Here is a 16,058-nt window from a genome sequence, read left to right on the forward strand (position 1 = left end):
AACTACCACAAACTGCTGAGTATTATTTGCTTCATTAGGATTCTTATTTCAAAAGTTTGTTCAATGTGAAAATCAATTCAATTGTTTGAGAAACGGACTGAAGTTCCAGGATAAATCAGCAGGATGCAAAGTTTTCTTCTGGTATTGAGCGTATTATTTCCCTAAAGGAACAGCTTAAGAACACCCTTTATCTTAACAACCTAAACCAAGAATATTCATTCATCTCATTTTTGACAACACGAAAAGAAATAGGCATTCAAATCAACACCAGAATTTCTATTATCTTTAAGGAAAAGTTACAATCTATTAAAAGATCTATACAAATGAAGAAAACGAGTTTATTACTATTTGCTTTTGCAGTAGGGCTTTCAAGTTGTGAAGAGCAAGCAAAAACAAATGATTCAAAAGAACAAGAAATGAAGTCGGAGTCGACAAATCCATTGTTGATGGAAAGTACATTGGATTATTATGCCCCAGATTTTTCAAAAATTAAGGACAGTCACTATCGTTCAGCACTCGAAGAAGGAATTCGATTAAAACGTGCTGAAATTGAGGAGATAGCCAATCAATCCGAAGAACCAACATTCGAAAACACCTTAGTTGCATTAGAACGAAGCGGTGGAGATTTAAAACGTGTAAGAAGTGTTTTTGGAGCATTAACGAGTGCACATACCAACGATACATTACAAGCTTTGAAGCAAGAGTTTGCTCCAATATTTTCTGAATTAAATGATGAGGTATATTTGAATTCGGCACTTTTTGACCGTATTAAAACATTGTATGATCAAAAAGAAGATTTGTCTTTAGATGCTGAATCAGCTAAATTACTAGATGAATATTACAATGATTTTGTGTTAGCTGGAGCAGAGCTTGAAGGAGAGGCAAAAGAGAAATTAAAAGCTGTAAATTCTGAGATGGCTTCTTTAGTGGCAGAATTTGGTGAAACACTTTTAGCAGCAACAAATGAAGGCGCGTTAATCGTTGAAAACGCTGAGGAATTAAAAGGTTTAAGCGAGTCTAAATTAAAATCAATTGAAACAGAAGACGGAAATTATAAAATTGCGATTCAAAATACAACACAGCAACCAACATTAGTTGCTTTGGAAAATCGTAAAATGCGCCAAAAAGAATTTGAAAATGCTTGGTACAGAACAGATGGTTCGGCACATGATACGAAAGATATAATTGTGAAAATTGCCCAAAAAAGAGCCGAAAAAGCAGCGTTATTAGGCTATGATTCTTATGCTGATTGGAGCTTGCAAAACACAATGATTCAAAGTAAATCTAACTTAAGAGAATTTTTTGATGGATTGATTCCAGCGGCAATCGAAAAGGCTTCTGCAGAATCTCAATTGATTGAAGAAATGATGCATAGAGAGGGTCAAGAAGGTCAGTTGGAACCATGGGATTGGAATTTTTATGCAGAGAAAGTAAGAAAAGAGAAATATGATCTGGATGAAAATGAAATCAAACCATATTTCGAAATGATGTCCGTTTTGGAAAACGGTGTTTTTTATGCAGCAGAAAAATTATATGGAATCACTTTTAAAGAAAGAACAGATATACCAGTTTATCATGAAGATGTTTTAGTGTATGAATTATTTGAAGAAGATGGTTCTAAATTAGGATTGTTTTATGCTGACTTTTACTCTCGAGAAAGTAAAAGAGGTGGTGCATGGATGGGGAATTTTGTTGATCAATCTCATTTGTTAGGTAAAAAGCCAGTAATTTACAATGTTTGTAATTATCCAAAACCAGCAGAAGGAGAGCCGACATTGTTGAGCTTTGACAATGCCATTACAATGTTCCATGAATTTGGTCATGCCTTACACGGTTTCTTTGCCAATCAAGAATATCCAAGTTTATCTGGTACAGCTGTAGCAAGAGATTTTGTAGAATTTCCTTCGCAGTTTAATGAGAATTGGGCAACGCACCCAGACGTATTGAATAATTATGCAAAACATTACGAAACAGGTGAGGTTATTCCAGCTGAATTATTGGCTAAAATTCAAGAGGCAGCAACATTTAACCAAGGATACAGTATTACGGAAAACTTAGCGGCTTCAAATTTGGATTATGCTTGGCATACAATTTCTGCTGATAAAACAATCGAAGATGCGAATCAATTTGAAAAAGATGCGCTTAGTAAATATGGCGTAGATAAGGTTCGTGCGGTAAAACCACGTTATAGATCTACTTATTTTGCACATATTTTTGCAGGAGGTTATGGAGCAGGTTATTATTCATACCTATGGACAGAAATGTTGCATCACGATGCTTACGTTTGGTTTGAAAACAATGGAGGTTTAACACGAGAAAACGGTCAACGATACAGAGATATGGTTCTTTCTGTAGGAAACACTTTGCAATACGATGAATTGTACAGAGATTGGAGTGGAAGAGATCCTAAAATTGAACCAATGATTAAAGCAAGAGGTTTAAAATAATCTTCAATAAAATTTTTTAGTTGAAGGCTGGGAATTCTGTTTCCAGCCTTTTTTTTGTTTCAGTATTTTTCATAAAAATTTGCATTGACATAAAAATAATTCGAACCTTTTTTTAAAAACTGTGTATTACGGAAAAAACCAAATGATATGAAGATGATAAAAACAGTTTTAGTACTCTTACTTGCCTTCCAAGGAGTCGCGCAAGTAAAACCACAAAAAGTAGAATCCGTAGTGAAAGTTATGCATGATTTTGATTGGTATACAACCCAATATGAACTCTGGGAAAAAGAATTAGAGAATAATCCTAAAGATGATGATGCTTGGATCAATTTATTCACAGCAGCCAGAATGGCGAAAATTATGGCCAAAGATTTAGAAACAAAAAATGCTTGGCTGGAAAAAGAAAAAGCTACAGTAGCAGATGTGAAATCTAAAAACAAAAATTCATTTTCTTATTACAGAATTCACTCATGGCATAATGATATTTGGAGTTCAAAAAGTAAAGCAGAACAAGATAAAATCATTAGTTATGCTGAAAAAGCCCATCAATTAAAACCTGAAAATCCAGGGATTTATCCTGATTTGATGAATATTTATGAGATCTATCAAAATGATGCTGATAAAAAACAAGAAATCGCTGAATTATGGAAAGCTTCAGGTTATCATACGCCTGCTTTGATGGCTGTGACCTATAATGCATTGATGAATACAAGTGAAAATTCAATATTGATTACCGGAGGAGATAATGATACTTACCCTTTGTGGATAGCCCAATTAGCAGATGATTTCCGTGCTGATGTTAATGTGTGGAATATCTATTTGCTTGGTATTCCTGAATACCGCAATCGTTTATTTAAAGAAGCAGGAATACCTTCATTAGAATTTCAAGGTTATGACAAAAATATTGTGCTAGACCACATTATTAAACACAAAGGGAATAAGGATTTGTTTTTCTATAGTAAAGGAATTGTAGCCAGTGATACAGCAACTTTCGAAAAACTATACAATGTTGGCTTAATCTATAAATACGCAGAAGAATCATTTAATAATTCTGCCTTGATTGTAAACTTTTTTGAAAATAAATTTATTCTTGATTACCTAAAATATGATTACTTTCAAAGTGAATATCCTGAAATGGATAAAAGAAGAGCCTATTCTTATTTACCTGGACTGGTTTCGCTTTTTCAACATTATGAGTTGATTGGAAACAAACAGAAAGCCGAGGAAACAAAGGCTTTAACGCTAAAACTTAGTGAAGGCCTTCCAAATAGAGCTCAAATTAAATCAGGATTGGGACTTGACGAATAAAAAGATAAATACAAATAGTTCTGATGAACAGCTGATGTCGTTCCTTCAAAAGGGGAGCGATTCGGCGTTTTCAATACTCTATGAACGCTATAGTAATCGGATTTTATTCTTCATGTTTAAAATGTTGCGCAATGATGAAGCGAAAGCACAGGATTTCACCCAAGACATCTTCATTAAGGTGATTGAATCTGCTCATCAATTCAAAACGAATAAATCATTTAAGACTTGGATTTTTACCATCGCAGCAAATCATTGTAAAAATCATTTTCGGAGTGTCAAACATTTTGCGGATATAGACCGTGAGGCAGGTGCTTTAACTTATGCTGTTGACCATGGAAAATCGATGGATCAAAAGTTATTTCAAAAGAGGTTAAGCATTGAAGTAGATAAACTGGCATTGCATTACCGACAAACTTTTGTGTTGCGTTATCATGAAGAATTAAAAATTAAAGAAATCGCTGAAATTATGGATTGTCCAATAGGAACAGTAAAGTCACGTTTAAATCATACCATAAATCACCTGGGTGAAAAATTGCAAGTCTTTAAGTCGTTGAGTGATAATTTTAAATTGAAAGAAAACTAGAAATTATGGAAGATCAATTAAGAAAGCTTCTAGAAACAAAGGAGTTTGAACAACTTTCTAAAACAGAAAAGGACTTTGTGTTACAGCAAATATCTGAAGCGGAATATAGAACCCAATTTGAAAGCTTACAAATGATGAAGGAGGAAATGAAATCAGAAGCTTCAACTATAAAAGTGGATTCAGCTATTCCTCCTAATTTAATGGCTGCTTTAAAGAATCAAAAAGAGAAACAACAAGAGGAAAAACAATCAAAAATATTCTTTCTCGTTCAATCAAAAATACCTTTATGGTCAGCCGTTGCGGCCGTTTTTCTGGTGTTTATATTGTCAACTCCTGTATTTATCGATAAGGATATTAAACCAAGTAAAACTGGAGTAATTGCTTCCATTGACACTGTATTTGTAGATAAGATTATTCGTGACACCCTTCAAATTTTCGTTCCAGCGGACACGGTTTATAAAACCATTTATGTGAAGGATCAAAACAATCATATTGCAGAAAATCGAATGACTAAACCACAGGGGAAAACAGAAACAAAGGATGACATCACCATTGATTTGAAAGAAGCAATGGTTTTAGGTGGGTACACCAATGTTTTAGATTTCGAAGTTCATCAAGAAGGACAAAGTTTATCAGAAGATTCCATTGGACAGAAAATTTTCGATTATACAAATTAAAGGATCATCTTTTAATTTTATCTTACAATTTATTCTATTTTCATAGTCAAAATAGATTGTATTATGTCAAATGTAAACTTAATTATAGAAGAACGTGCCGCCAAAATTGGCGATTTCTTAGTCGGAAGGTTATTGCCTTTTAGAAAAAAAAGAATGGTTGGTCCTTTTATTTTTATTGATCATATGGGACCGGTAATGTTAAACGAGCGACAAAATTTCGATGTTCTTCCGCATCCACATATTGGAATTTCTACCTTAACTTTTTTATTTGAAGGTAACATTATGCACCGAGACTCCATAGGCAGTGAAGTAGAAATAAAACCAGGGGCTGTGAATTGGATGACTGCTGGAAAAGGAATTGTTCACTCTGAAAGAACACCCGAATATTTAAGAAATAAAGAGGTGTTAATGCATGGGTTGCAAATTTGGGTGGCCTTGCCCAAACATTTGGAACAGATGGAACCACAATTTTCTCATGTTGAAGCTAAGGATATTCCTTCATGGAAAGAAGAAAACCTTGAGTTTAAACTTATCGCTGGTGAAGTTTTAGGAAGAAAATCACCTGTGGATGTATTTAGTAATTTATACATGATTGAAATTAAAAGTACCGCTAAACAAGAAGTGAATCTTGGTGATCAGCTTTTTGGTGAATCTGGAATTTATATTTTAGAAGGAAGTCTCTCAACATCAGAAAATACATTTTCTCCAAAACAAATTTTGGTTTCAGATAATTGCAGTTTATGTTCCTTTACAATGGAGGAAGATACCACAATTTACATTTTTGGTGGAGAAGCATTTCCCGAAAAAAGATATATCGATTGGAATTTTGTTTCTTCAGAACGTGAAGTAATCGAACAAGCTAAGGCGGACTGGGAAGCTCAAAATTTTGATAAAATCAAAGGAGAGGAAGATGAGTTTGTGCCTTACCCAACAAGGAAAAGCAATTAAATTTCGAAAAGATTACTGTCTCGATTGGCGCTGTGTGTTTAATATATTTACATTTATCGAACAAAAAATACATCCATTAGAAATGAAAAATATTTTTGAAAAAGAAGTTACAGAAGAAGTTGTTGCTAGAATCAACGCTTTAGATGCTCAGTCAATTCCGCAATGGGGGAAGATGTCTGTAGACCAGATGCTAGCTCATTGTAGTGTAAGCTACGAATTAGTGTATGAAAATAAGCATCCAAAACCTAAAGGAATTAAAAAATGGATGCTTAAAACTTTAGTGAAAAAAGTGGTGGTCAATGAGAAGCCATATAAGAAAAATGGTATGACAGCTCCTGAATTTTTGATAGCAGATCAAAAAGTTTTTGATCAAGAAAAGAATCGTTTAATTGCTTATATCAAGAAAACGCAAGAATTAGGTGAAAACCATTTTGATGGAAAAGAAAGTCATTCTTTTGGAAAATTGACATCTCAAGAATGGAATAATATGTTTTACAAACACCTTAATCACCATTTAACGCAATTTGGTGTATAATTTAAAAACTGGTATATGAATACAACTCCCGAACATAATGAACGCATGGCAAAAATGACTTTTGCATCGGTTTATCCACACTATGTTACAAAAGTGGAAAAGAAAGGTAGAACAGTTGAAGAACTGCACGAAGTCATAGAGTGGCTCACAGGTTTCAATGAGAATGATATCGAACGATTTATGGAGAATAAAGCCACTTTTAAAGCTTTTTTTGATGCTGCAAAACTCAATCCAAATGCACCATTAATTACAGGGATGATTTGTGGATATAGAATTGAAGAGTTGAAAAACCCCTTGACTAAAAAAGTGAGGTATCTCGATAAATTAGTCGATGAGTTGGCTAAAGGGCGAAAAATGGAAAAAATCTTACGCAAGACAGTATAGGAGTTAAGTTGTAAAATAAAGAGTTATGAATAGACTATTTCTTTTAGTGCTTTTTGGATTTTTATCATTATGTGTTTTTGGACAAACGCCTAATTCGAATTATGATGAAGAGTTAGCTAAGGAACTTGGTGCCGATGATTATGGCATGAAAAAATATATTTTCGTTATTTTAAAAACGGGAACCAATAAAACGGAAGATAAAGCTTTTATTGATTCGTGTTTTGCTGGACATTTAAGTAATATTAAACGTTTGGTGGAAGAGCAAAAACTGATTGTTGCTGGACCATTTTTTGAAAATGAAAAAGATTATCGAGGACTTTTTATTCTCAATGTTGATACAAAAGAGAAAGCAATTGAAATCTTAAAATCTGATCCTGCAATAAAGGAAGATTTACTAAGCTCAGAGTTATTTGAATGGTATGGCTCTGCAGCTTTGCCGCTTTATTTAGAAGCGTCAGATAAAGTTTGGAAAATTGGATATTAAAAAGAATTAATGTAGATTCGTATGAGTGATAAACCAAGAGTGACAGGAGTTGGAGGGATTTTCTTGAAATCAACCAATCCTGATAAGATGAAAAATTGGTATAAGCAAAATTTAGGCTTAGAAACAGACCAATGGGGAACCAATTTTGAATGGTACCAAGGAAGTAAACCAACCGAAAAAGGATTTACGCAATGGAGCCTTTTCAAAGAAGATTCTAACTATATGGAACCTTCTAAGAAAGAATTTATGATAAATTATCGCGTGGTTCATATTGAAAAATTAGTCGAACAATTAAAAGCCAATAAGGTTACCATTTTAGATGAAATTGAAACTTTTGAATACGGTAAGTTTGTTCATATATTAGATGAAGAAGGTAATAAAATCGAACTTTGGGAGCCTGTTGATAAAGAATATGAAAAATTAGTAGAAGGAAGAACTAAATAAGTTTGAAGATGAAAGCATTAAAAAGAATTTTGATTGTATTGGCTATTATTTTAACCATTCCGTTGATTGTAGCTGCTTTTATAAAAGGCGAATACACAGTTGAAGAATCGATTATCATTAATCAACCAGAAGAGGTGGTGTTTGCTTACATTAAGCACTTAAAGAATCAAGATAATTTTACCAAATGGGCAAAAATGGATCCAGATATGGAGAAAACCTACACTGGTACAGATGGAACAGTTGGTTTTGTTTCTGCATGGAAAAGCGATATCGAAAATGTTGGGGTTGGTGAACAAGAAATCTTAAGTATTAAAGAAAATGAGAAGATTACTTTCGAACTTCGTTTTTTAGAACCTTTTGAATCAACACAAGAAGCGTATATGTCAACAGATGATCTTAATGAAAATCAGACAGAAGTAAAATGGGGATTTAGTGGTAAAATGTATTATCCAATGAATTTTATGTTATTATTCATGGATTTTGAAGAAATGATTGGAGAGGACTTTCAAGAAGGACTTAAAAATTTAAAGGTTATTTTAGAAAAAAAAAAGTAATGGATAAAGGAATGAAACTAGGCGCATTTTCTGTAAGTCTGACAGTAAAAGATATTCATAAGTCGAAAGCGTTTTATGAAAAATTAGGCTTCAAAGAGAAAGGAGGAAATATTGATCAAAATTGGATAGTACTCAAAAATGGAGATGCCGTTATCGGACTATTTCAAGGGATGTTTGAAGAAAACATATTGACCTTCAATCCTGGATGGGATGGTGATGCACAAAATATTGAGGATTTTGATGATGTGAGAAAAATTCAAGAACATTTGAAAAATCAAAATGTAGATTTAATCAAGGAGGCTGATGCATCAACAGAAGGACCAGAACATATTTCGTTGAAAGATCCAGATGGAAATGTAATTCTTATTGACCAACACAGATAATTATGGCTGAAAACAAAACAAAAGAGACGGCAGCAAGTGTTAATGACTTTATAGAATCATTTGCAAATACAGAACAGAAGAAAAAGGACAGTTATGAGTTGATCGAAGTTATGCGTGAGGTCACGGGATTTGAGCCTAAAATGTGGGGTCCGTCCATAATTGGTTTTGGTTCGTATCATTATAAATATGCAAGCGGACATGAAGGAGACGCGCCACTTGTAGGCTTTTCACCAAGAAAAACAGCAATATCTTTATATGTTTTTACAGGTTTAGACGAACATGAAGATATACTTGAGAATTTAGGGAAATTCCGAAAAGGAAAAGCATGTATTTATGTAAAGAATAATGCTGATATCGACTTGGAAGAATTGAAAAAAATTATGAATCACACGATTGAATTCTTAAAAAGAACTTATGAATAATTTTAAACTAGAAATTAAATGGGCAATTATTTTCACGATTTCATCCCTTGTGTGGATGTTCATTGAGAAAATTACAGGTCTGCACAGTACGCATATCGATAAGCATTATTTATGGACTAATTTATTTGCCTTTATTGCGATTGCTGTATACGTTTTAGCCTTGCTAGATAAAAGAAAATCTCTCAAAGGAAAAATGTCTTTTGTCCAAGGTTTTGTTTCTGGATTGAAAATAACTGTAATCGTAACTTTATTAGCTCCTTTGTCTCAATGGCTCACGCACGAAGTGATTTCACCAGAATATTTTACAAATGTAATCGCTTATTCTATTGAAGAAGGACATTACGCCAATGAAGCCGATGCGAAAGCCTATTTTAATTTCCAAAATTACGTGCAACAAAGTGTATTTGGTGCTTTTGGAATGGGCGTATTTACAAGTGCAATTGTGGCGTTAATAGTAAAGAAGAAGTAAAGAATTTGAAATAATATTTCACATTATTTTTCCTCAATATATTTTTGATCACTTTCCTATCGAAGTTAGCTTAGATAGGAAAGTGGTATAATAGTTTTAAGATACACTCCATGATGTTATGCTTTTTATCTTAACCAATAGATTATTCCTAAAATGCTTGAAGCAAAAATGAGGTAAAATCGAAATGTCAAATATATATATGTTTGATAGGAGAATTGACTAAGGTACAAATCATATTTTGATTGATCTAAGCGTTTGATTAACCTGTGCATGAATATTTGAATTAGCACTAGTCCTAAAATGATAGAAAATATTAATAGATTATTCCTTGTTAAGGCATTTGCTGATGCAAACGTTTTCTGAGTAATAAACAAAATGAATAAAATAAAAAGTATTCGAATTCCATTTCTCATTTTAGAAGAGGACTTCCACGTGAGAATTAAATCAAACTTTAAATTTATTCTTTTTAATATATTATTTAACATTCAACAACGAGCATGTTTTTAGATGAGTTCATCCTGCTCCTTTCGATATAAAAACAGTTTATTTCCTACGTTTATTTTTCCTTGCTTTCTTACGTTCAATCTTCTTTTCGATTGGACGAATATTTCTTTTTTCCGCTTTTGGAGAGGCTTGATTTCGTTCTCCTTCTCCAATTGAGTGCTTTGGGTTTAACATTGTTGGAGCATCGTGAATATCTGGCTCAAACTCCATTGGGATAGGCTCTGTAGAAACTTCAACATCCTCTGGAAGCGATTCAATTGAAATCTGTAAATTCATGAAAGATTGGATTTCATCAAACATTACTTTGTCCTCCTCTTTGATGAATGAAATTGTGTTTCCTTCCGCTTCTGCACGACCAGTTCTACCAATCCTGTGCATGTATTGCTCTTTGTCTTCAGGTAAATCAAAATTAATTACGTGACTCACATCTTCAATGTCAATACCACGAGAAACAAGATCTGTTGCTACAATTCCTTTAATGGCCTGCGTTTTAAATTCATCCACCATTCTTAAACGGAAGTTCTGAGATTTATTACTGTGTATTACACCAAACTGTTCTGGGTAATCAGCCTCTATTCTTTCGAAAAGTAAATCGGCATAGGCTCTGGATTTTGTAAATATGAATACCCTTTCAATGCGCTCATCTTTTTCCAATAAATACTTTAATAAATTGTACTTAGTATTAAAGTTATTTGTGGCAAAGGCAGACTGATTAATTTTCTGTAACGGTGTTCCAGATGGTGCCGCAATAATTTTCTCAGTCTTTCTAAAAAACGTAGAAACGATTTCATCAACGTCATTAGAAATGGTTGCAGAGAACAAAAGGTTTTGTCTTTTATTCGGCAATAAATCAAAAATTCTTTGAATTTGAGGTCTGAATCCTAAACTCAACATTTCATCACATTCGTCAATCACCACTTTCTTGATTTCTTTCAATCTTAAAAGTCCAGTCATTGCAATATCATAAAGTCTACCTGGAGTTCCGATAATCACATCACAACCTTCATAAACAGCTTTCTTTTGCGTATTGATGTTTGTTCCTCCATAAACTGCAATTGTTCTTGTAGACATGTATTCAGTTAATTTCTCAACCTCTGTAGCTACCTGAACTGCTAATTCACGTGTAGGAACAAGAATTAAAACCCTTGGATGTGTTGATTCTGTAAACTTTAAATCACGTAAAATTGGAAGTAAATATGCCAAGGTTTTACCTGTACCTGTTTGAGCGATCCCGATAACGTCGGTTCCTGCCAAAACCTTCGGTATGGCCTTCTCTTGAATTGGTGTCATTTCTGTAATGTTCTGATCATTCAGGGCATTCAAGAGTTGCTTGGTTAATTTTATTTCTTCAAATTTCATGCTTATCGTATTACTTTTACGTTGTGATTACTTCCAACCTTAATAATGGAAGAAGGCTTTCGCATCACTTCTTTTGTTCTTTCGTTTAAAATTAAATCTACTGATGAAATAATGGACTCATCAATTTCATCAAATTGCGTTGCTGTTGGTTTACCGGAAATATTTGCACTTGTAGAAACAAGTGGTTTTCTTATTTTTTGGATTAACTTTTTGCAATTCATGTCATTGGTAACACGAATTCCAATCGAACCATCCTTGGCTAATAGTGCTTTTGGTAAATTTCTAGGTTGATCGTAGATAATCGTTAATGGCTCCTCAGTAAAGTCAATTAAGTCATAACAAACATCTGGAAAATCAGTAACGTATCGTTCTAACATCGCCACACTGTCCACCAAAACGATAAATGATTTTTCACCATCACGGTTTTTTATCTCATTGACTTTTTGAATTGCTTCTTCATTACTCGCATCACAGCCAATTCCCCATACAGTATCTGTCGGGTAAAGGATCGTTTTTCCATTTTTTAAACCTTCTGCTGCTTCGTGAATGTTAACCTTTTTTTCCAATGCAATTTAATTTTTGACAAAAATACAACCTTCAATTGTATTATCCCGATTTAACATGAGCTTATGTTGTTATAACTCATTTTTTGTATTGTAAACGAATCTATATTAATCAGTTCCTCGCTTGTGAATATCGTTATGACCTTCCTCAATTTCATCCTTTACATCTTTGATGACTTTTGTCAACAGAAAATATTCTTGACTACTGTTCTTATTGATCCATTTAAATCCGTCCGGGTCACCATCAATCGCAATGGCCATGTTGTAAAAAAGTAAGAAGTTATTTTGCATTAACCATTTTTTAGCCTGAGCATTTCCTTCTGCGGCGTTAATCATCGCCATTACATGAGGATACCCGTTTTGCATCAACCATTCTCTGGCCTCATCTTTCAAACGAATAGCATGTGTAGCCATTACTAATTCATTGAACCCTTGTTCATGTAAATAGTCTAGAAGCTTGCTGTGTCCTTCAATTCCCTTCGCCCACGCCAAAATGATCTTTGGATGATATTCAAAAGGTCTCAACTTTACTTTAGATGCTTTCTTTTCGGCTGGTTTTGAATTTTCATTTTTATTGCGTTTAAATAAGCCCATATTTTAATTTGATTTGATGCTCTCTATTTCAAAGTTAAGGCTTTTATCTTTTTAATTTCCTTAAGCTTTGATAAATCCATTACTTTTGTGAAAAATTAAAGGCAATGATTGACGAAAAGATATTGAAAATGTATAAAGCTTCTAATAAGTTTGGTACTTATCTAGAAATGGATTTGGAAGTTTTAAAGGAAGGAGAAGCAAAGTACATTATCGAAATCAAGGAAAAACATTTAGCAACACCAATCGCAGCTCATGGAGGTGTTGTTGCTGCAGTAATTGACGGAACCTTAGGCGTAGCTGCACTTACAGTGGCCGGACAGAATGATAATGTTGTGAGTACTGTTGAATTGCATGTCAATTATTTAAAACCTGTTCGTTTGGGTGATGTACTAACTTCTGTAGGTAAAGTTGTTTCTGCAGGAAAAAGATTACTTTATGTTGAAGCTGCCGTAACTAATCAGGATAATGTTTTAGTGGCAAAAGCGAGTGGAACTTTTAACGCTTACCCAGCCGAGAAAGCATTTAAAATGCTGGAAGAAAATAATTAATTACATGTAAAATTTATTTAATTACTAGTCACTATCATCTCTTTACTCAAGACTCAAACTTCAAACTAATGAAATTCGAATTTATTCGGATTTTATTTTCTCCCAAGTACTAAACATTGATTCTTGACTTGGTCGATCTTCCTCTTCCTCTGTCAATGGCTCACAAGGTTTCAAGGTGTCGTAACATTCTTGCGGAAGTTGCTGATAAAGCGCTGTTCCTTTCGATTTCCAATCAATCATTTGCTGACTCACTTCTTTGATCACCTTCGCAGGGTTTCCGACAGCTAAACTTCTTCTTGGAATTTGAGCTTTAGCTGCAACAAAACTCAAAGCACCAATAATACATTCTTCTCCAATGATAGCATCGTCCATCACAACGGTGTTCATCCCGATTAAACAGTTAGCGCCAATCGTACCTCCGTGGATAATTGCGCCGTGTCCTATGTGCGCACCTTCGTTTAGGGTAACTGTTGTTCCAGGAAACATGTGAATAGTACAATTTTCTTGAACATTACAACCATCTTTAATAATGATTTTACCCCAATCACCGCGGATTGCAGCACCTGGACCAATATAAACATCCTTTCCTATAATCACATTTCCAGTAACAGTTGCATTTGGATGAATAAAACTTGAAGGGTGAATAACTGGTTTGAAACCATTAAATTCAAATATATTTGCCATTTTTTAACGTTTTTCTTAAACTATATTATACAATTATACGTTTTATAAAAGATGAGTTATTGCGAATTTACAAAAGATTTAGATGAAAAACATCTCGACAAGAAATATCATGATTTTAGGTATGGTTTTCGGGTTGATGATGACGATGAATTATTTGGGCGATTGATTCTAGAAATAAATCAAGCTGGTTTGAATTGGGCTATGATTCTCAAAAAAGAAGAGCACTTTTTTAAAGCTTTTGATGGTTTTAAAATTAATGTAGTCGCAAAGTATGATGAGGAGAAAATAGAAGAATTGATGAATAATTCAGGAATAATTCGGAACCGTAGAAAAATTGAAGCTGTAATTTATAATGCCAAACAAATTATGAATATTCAAAATAAAAATGGTAGTTTTAAATTGTGGTTAGATAAACATATAGGGTATTCATTAAAAGAGTGGACCAAGTTGTTTAGAAAAAACTTTAAATTTACGGGAGAAAAAATTGTTGAGGAGTTCCTAATGAGTACAAGTTATTTACAAGGTGCTCATGATCAAGAATGTGAAATTTATAATAAAGTAATAAAAAGTAAGCCGAAATGGGAAATAAAATAATCGTTGCAGCAACAAGTTTAATTTTTATGCTACTGACTAATGTCGGTTTAACGCAATATTCAATTGGTGGAGGTCTAAGTTCTTTTCATGGATTAAATACTGATGTTAACCGCTTCGGTTTGAATGCCTTTGCCGAGGTACCAAAATTTAGTGATGCAACACTATTAGTTCGTGCTTCATATATGTTTCCCGAAAGTGCGAGTCAAACAGCAGATATTGAAGCTATCGATTTTAATACGACGCCATCAAAATTAACTGCAGATGTAGTAACTTCAACATCTTATTTTGCAGTAGATGGAGGAACAAGGTATTATTTTATCAATGATTATGATGTTGGCTTTTCATTGTTTGCAGGACCACACATCAAAGGTATTTTATCTTCTGTAAGAGTTGATTATAAATTACCATCAGGTATTAATCCAGATGATTATCAAACATCATCAAATCCACAACAACCACTAACAGGATTAGAACCTCAATACTCACTATTGTTTGCTTTTGGAGGGACTGCTGGTGTAAAATACCAATTGCCATACAGAGGTGCTTTAATGTTTGATATGGGCGTAGAATTAATCACAGGACTATATGATCCATACACTATTTTGGGTCGTGAAATATCTCCTTTATCTTTTAGCTTTAACTTGGGATACCGTTTCGATTGGTATTAATTTTTACCGCTGTATGATTGTTATTGAAAGTGGTGGAACAAAATCCACTTGGGTTTTTAATCTACCTAATGATTTGAGGGGTAAAGATTCCTTTCGTACAATTGGATTACATCCGCAAGAACTTAATTCGACCAAAGCTGAAACAATCAAAGCTTTAGTTCAAGAACATCAGCTTCAAAATCAGGAAGTTCATTTTTTTGGTGCAGGCTGTGAAAGTGAAGAGGCTAAAGTTAAAATCAAGAAATTCCTAGAAGCTTTTGGTTTGGATGTACAACAAGTTCAAACTGATCTTCATGCTGCTTGTGTTGCTCATTTAGGACAAAAAAGAGGTATGGTAGGTATTATAGGTACTGGTGCTGTTGCGGCGCTTTTTAATGGAGAAAAAGTTATTCAGCAAAGCTCTGGTTTAGGATATATGCTAGGAGATGAAGGTAGTGGTTTTGATATAGGAAAACGTCTGATAGTTCAACATTTAAATCATCAATTACCCTCAGAAATTACAAAAGAAATCGATACCTATTTTGAATATAGATCGATTGTTCATCGTGTTCAAGAGTCTGATGGGAGAATGAAAATTGCAGGCCTCACAAAAATTGTCCGTAAATATTCTGATGATCCAGTTATTTTTAAAATTTTAAAAGAAGCTTTTTCTGACTTCTGTAAAACTGCTTTATTGCCTATTCAAGAGAATCATCCAATACATTTTATCGGTAGTGTAGCATATTATTTTCAAGAAGAATTGAAATCTACCTTGTCTTCAATGGGTTACGAAATGGGAGGTGTGGAAAAGGAAGCTGTTGAAGGTGTATTTGAATTTTTGAATAAAAGATGAACATTTCTAAAATCAATTAATGCTACCATAAAATAAATAGAATAAGCAGGTAAAATATTTTTTTTAATTAAAAA

Annotated in this window: 21 protein-coding genes; 17 read left to right on the forward strand and 4 right to left on the reverse strand. The window is 33.6% G+C overall.

The features are described 5' to 3' along the window. Positions 1-323 precede the first annotated feature (323 nt). The 13 genes from DXU93_RS11585 (at position 324) to DXU93_RS11645 (ending at position 9,638) form a co-directional block, all read left to right on the forward strand. A complete protein-coding gene (locus DXU93_RS11585; protein ID WP_116881456.1) occupies positions 324-2,447 on the forward strand; it encodes a M3 family metallopeptidase in 2,124 nt (707 codons plus the stop codon). Positions 2,448-2,594: 147 nt separating this feature from the next. Next, positions 2,595-3,755, forward strand: a complete 1,161-nt coding sequence (locus DXU93_RS11590; RefSeq protein WP_116881457.1) for a hypothetical protein — start codon at positions 2,595-2,597, stop codon at positions 3,753-3,755. Then, on the forward strand, positions 3,745-4,338 hold the full coding sequence (locus DXU93_RS11595; RefSeq protein ID WP_116881458.1) for an RNA polymerase sigma factor: 594 nt from the start codon (positions 3,745-3,747) through the stop codon (positions 4,336-4,338). The genes DXU93_RS11590 and DXU93_RS11595 overlap by 11 nt, the downstream gene beginning before the upstream one ends. Positions 4,339-4,343: 5 nt before the next feature. After that, entirely contained in the window at positions 4,344-5,015 is a 672-nt protein-coding gene (locus DXU93_RS11600) for a hypothetical protein (RefSeq protein WP_116881459.1), read from the forward strand. Positions 5,016-5,078: 63 nt separating this feature from the next. After that, positions 5,079-5,963 carry a pirin family protein gene (locus DXU93_RS11605; protein WP_116881460.1) on the forward strand — a complete coding sequence of 295 codons (885 nt, stop codon included), beginning with the start codon at positions 5,079-5,081 and terminating at the stop codon, positions 5,961-5,963. Positions 5,964-6,045: 82 nt separating this feature from the next. Continuing rightward, positions 6,046-6,498, forward strand: a complete 453-nt coding sequence (locus DXU93_RS11610) for a DUF1569 domain-containing protein (RefSeq protein WP_116881461.1) — start codon at positions 6,046-6,048, stop codon at positions 6,496-6,498. Positions 6,499-6,513: 15 nt separating this feature from the next. Then, on the forward strand, positions 6,514-6,882 hold the full coding sequence (locus DXU93_RS11615; protein WP_116881462.1) for a DUF2200 domain-containing protein: 369 nt from the start codon (positions 6,514-6,516) through the stop codon (positions 6,880-6,882). Between the two features lie 25 nt (positions 6,883-6,907). Then, entirely contained in the window at positions 6,908-7,366 is a 459-nt protein-coding gene (locus DXU93_RS11620; RefSeq protein ID WP_116881463.1) for a YciI family protein, read from the forward strand. A 21-nt stretch (positions 7,367-7,387) separates the two neighbouring features. Further along, a complete protein-coding gene (locus DXU93_RS11625) occupies positions 7,388-7,810 on the forward strand; it encodes a VOC family protein (protein ID WP_116881464.1) in 423 nt (140 codons plus the stop codon). 8 nt (positions 7,811-7,818) lie between these two features. Continuing rightward, on the forward strand, positions 7,819-8,364 hold the full coding sequence (locus DXU93_RS11630) for an SRPBCC family protein (protein WP_116881465.1): 546 nt from the start codon (positions 7,819-7,821) through the stop codon (positions 8,362-8,364). 11 nt (positions 8,365-8,375) lie between these two features. Beyond that, positions 8,376-8,747, forward strand: coding sequence for a VOC family protein (locus tag DXU93_RS11635; RefSeq protein WP_116881536.1), 372 nt, complete (start codon positions 8,376-8,378; stop codon positions 8,745-8,747). Between the two features lie 2 nt (positions 8,748-8,749). Next, positions 8,750-9,169: a DUF1801 domain-containing protein gene (locus DXU93_RS11640; protein WP_116881466.1), complete on the forward strand. Its 420-nt coding sequence runs from the start codon at positions 8,750-8,752 to the stop codon at positions 9,167-9,169. After that, the gene (locus tag DXU93_RS11645) at positions 9,162-9,638 is read left to right on the forward strand and encodes a DUF4199 domain-containing protein (RefSeq protein WP_116881467.1); all 477 of its coding nucleotides are present in this window, start codon (positions 9,162-9,164) and stop codon (positions 9,636-9,638) included. Before DXU93_RS11640 ends, DXU93_RS11645 begins: the two co-directional genes overlap by 8 nt. A gap of 543 nt (positions 9,639-10,181) precedes the next feature. Here DXU93_RS11645 and DXU93_RS11650 read toward each other — a convergent pair. From DXU93_RS11650 to DXU93_RS11660, 3 genes are all read right to left on the reverse strand, one after another. Next, positions 10,182-11,501 (reverse strand): DEAD/DEAH box helicase, encoded by a 1,320-nt coding sequence (locus tag DXU93_RS11650; RefSeq protein WP_116881468.1) that lies wholly within the window; start codon positions 11,499-11,501, stop codon positions 10,182-10,184. 2 nt (positions 11,502-11,503) lie between these two features. Then, entirely contained in the window at positions 11,504-12,067 is a 564-nt protein-coding gene (locus DXU93_RS11655) for an L-threonylcarbamoyladenylate synthase (protein WP_116881469.1), read from the reverse strand. 105 nt (positions 12,068-12,172) lie between these two features. After that, entirely contained in the window at positions 12,173-12,658 is a 486-nt protein-coding gene (locus DXU93_RS11660; RefSeq protein ID WP_116881470.1) for a hypothetical protein, read from the reverse strand. A 104-nt stretch (positions 12,659-12,762) separates the two neighbouring features. On the opposite strand from DXU93_RS11660, the gene DXU93_RS11665 reads away from it, so the two are divergent. After that, positions 12,763-13,206, forward strand: a complete 444-nt coding sequence (locus tag DXU93_RS11665) for a PaaI family thioesterase (protein WP_116881471.1) — start codon at positions 12,763-12,765, stop codon at positions 13,204-13,206. A gap of 81 nt (positions 13,207-13,287) precedes the next feature. Here DXU93_RS11665 and DXU93_RS11670 read toward each other — a convergent pair whose 3' ends face one another. Then, positions 13,288-13,890 carry an acyltransferase gene (locus DXU93_RS11670; protein ID WP_116881472.1) on the reverse strand — a complete coding sequence of 201 codons (603 nt, stop codon included), beginning with the start codon at positions 13,888-13,890 and terminating at the stop codon, positions 13,288-13,290. A gap of 51 nt (positions 13,891-13,941) precedes the next feature. Here DXU93_RS11670 and DXU93_RS11675 point away from each other — a divergent pair, with 51 nt between their 5' ends. Genes DXU93_RS11675 through DXU93_RS11685 form a run of 3 tightly spaced genes read left to right on the forward strand, consistent with a single transcriptional unit; the run spans position 13,942 to position 15,984 of the window. Then, entirely contained in the window at positions 13,942-14,484 is a 543-nt protein-coding gene (locus DXU93_RS11675) for a DNA-3-methyladenine glycosylase I (protein WP_116881473.1), read from the forward strand. Further along, positions 14,469-15,152, forward strand: coding sequence for a hypothetical protein (locus DXU93_RS11680; RefSeq protein WP_116881474.1), 684 nt, complete (start codon positions 14,469-14,471; stop codon positions 15,150-15,152). The genes DXU93_RS11675 and DXU93_RS11680 overlap by 16 nt, the downstream gene beginning before the upstream one ends. Beyond that, positions 15,070-15,984 carry a hypothetical protein gene (locus DXU93_RS11685; protein ID WP_123776123.1) on the forward strand — a complete coding sequence of 305 codons (915 nt, stop codon included), beginning with the start codon at positions 15,070-15,072 and terminating at the stop codon, positions 15,982-15,984. Before DXU93_RS11680 ends, DXU93_RS11685 begins: the two co-directional genes overlap by 83 nt. The last annotated feature ends 74 nt before the right edge of the window (positions 15,985-16,058 follow it).

Origin of the sequence: Brumimicrobium aurantiacum, assembly GCF_003402975.1 — a bacterium.
Classification (GTDB): Bacteria; Bacteroidota; Bacteroidia; order Flavobacteriales_D; family Crocinitomicaceae; genus Brumimicrobium; species Brumimicrobium aurantiacum.

Bases quoted from the DNA above. Each gene is read 5' to 3' on its own strand.
- DXU93_RS11585 (WP_116881456.1), top strand. From the start codon at position 324: ATGAAGAAAACGAGTTTATTACTATTTGCTTTTGCAGTAGGGCTTTCA.
- DXU93_RS11590 (WP_116881457.1), top strand. From the start codon at position 2,595: ATGAAGATGATAAAAACAGTTTTAGTACTCTTACTTGCCTTCCAAGGA.
- DXU93_RS11600 (WP_116881459.1), top strand. From the start codon at position 4,344: ATGGAAGATCAATTAAGAAAGCTTCTAGAAACAAAGGAGTTTGAACAA.
- DXU93_RS11605 (WP_116881460.1), top strand. From the start codon at position 5,079: ATGTCAAATGTAAACTTAATTATAGAAGAACGTGCCGCCAAAATTGGC.
- DXU93_RS11610 (WP_116881461.1), top strand. From the start codon at position 6,046: ATGAAAAATATTTTTGAAAAAGAAGTTACAGAAGAAGTTGTTGCTAGA.
- DXU93_RS11615 (WP_116881462.1), top strand. From the start codon at position 6,514: ATGAATACAACTCCCGAACATAATGAACGCATGGCAAAAATGACTTTT.
- DXU93_RS11620 (WP_116881463.1), top strand. From the start codon at position 6,908: ATGAATAGACTATTTCTTTTAGTGCTTTTTGGATTTTTATCATTATGT.
- DXU93_RS11625 (WP_116881464.1), top strand. From the start codon at position 7,388: ATGAGTGATAAACCAAGAGTGACAGGAGTTGGAGGGATTTTCTTGAAA.
- DXU93_RS11630 (WP_116881465.1), top strand. From the start codon at position 7,819: ATGAAAGCATTAAAAAGAATTTTGATTGTATTGGCTATTATTTTAACC.
- DXU93_RS11635 (WP_116881536.1), top strand. From the start codon at position 8,376: ATGAAACTAGGCGCATTTTCTGTAAGTCTGACAGTAAAAGATATTCAT.
- DXU93_RS11640 (WP_116881466.1), top strand. From the start codon at position 8,750: ATGGCTGAAAACAAAACAAAAGAGACGGCAGCAAGTGTTAATGACTTT.
- DXU93_RS11645 (WP_116881467.1), top strand. From the start codon at position 9,162: ATGAATAATTTTAAACTAGAAATTAAATGGGCAATTATTTTCACGATT.
- DXU93_RS11650 (WP_116881468.1), bottom strand. From the start codon at position 11,501: ATGAAATTTGAAGAAATAAAATTAACCAAGCAACTCTTGAATGCCCTG.
- DXU93_RS11660 (WP_116881470.1), bottom strand. From the start codon at position 12,658: ATGGGCTTATTTAAACGCAATAAAAATGAAAATTCAAAACCAGCCGAA.
- DXU93_RS11665 (WP_116881471.1), top strand. From the start codon at position 12,763: ATGATTGACGAAAAGATATTGAAAATGTATAAAGCTTCTAATAAGTTT.
- DXU93_RS11670 (WP_116881472.1), bottom strand. From the start codon at position 13,890: ATGGCAAATATATTTGAATTTAATGGTTTCAAACCAGTTATTCACCCT.
- DXU93_RS11675 (WP_116881473.1), top strand. From the start codon at position 13,942: ATGAGTTATTGCGAATTTACAAAAGATTTAGATGAAAAACATCTCGAC.
- DXU93_RS11680 (WP_116881474.1), top strand. From the start codon at position 14,469: ATGGGAAATAAAATAATCGTTGCAGCAACAAGTTTAATTTTTATGCTA.
- DXU93_RS11685 (WP_123776123.1), top strand. From the start codon at position 15,070: ATGATCCATACACTATTTTGGGTCGTGAAATATCTCCTTTATCTTTTA.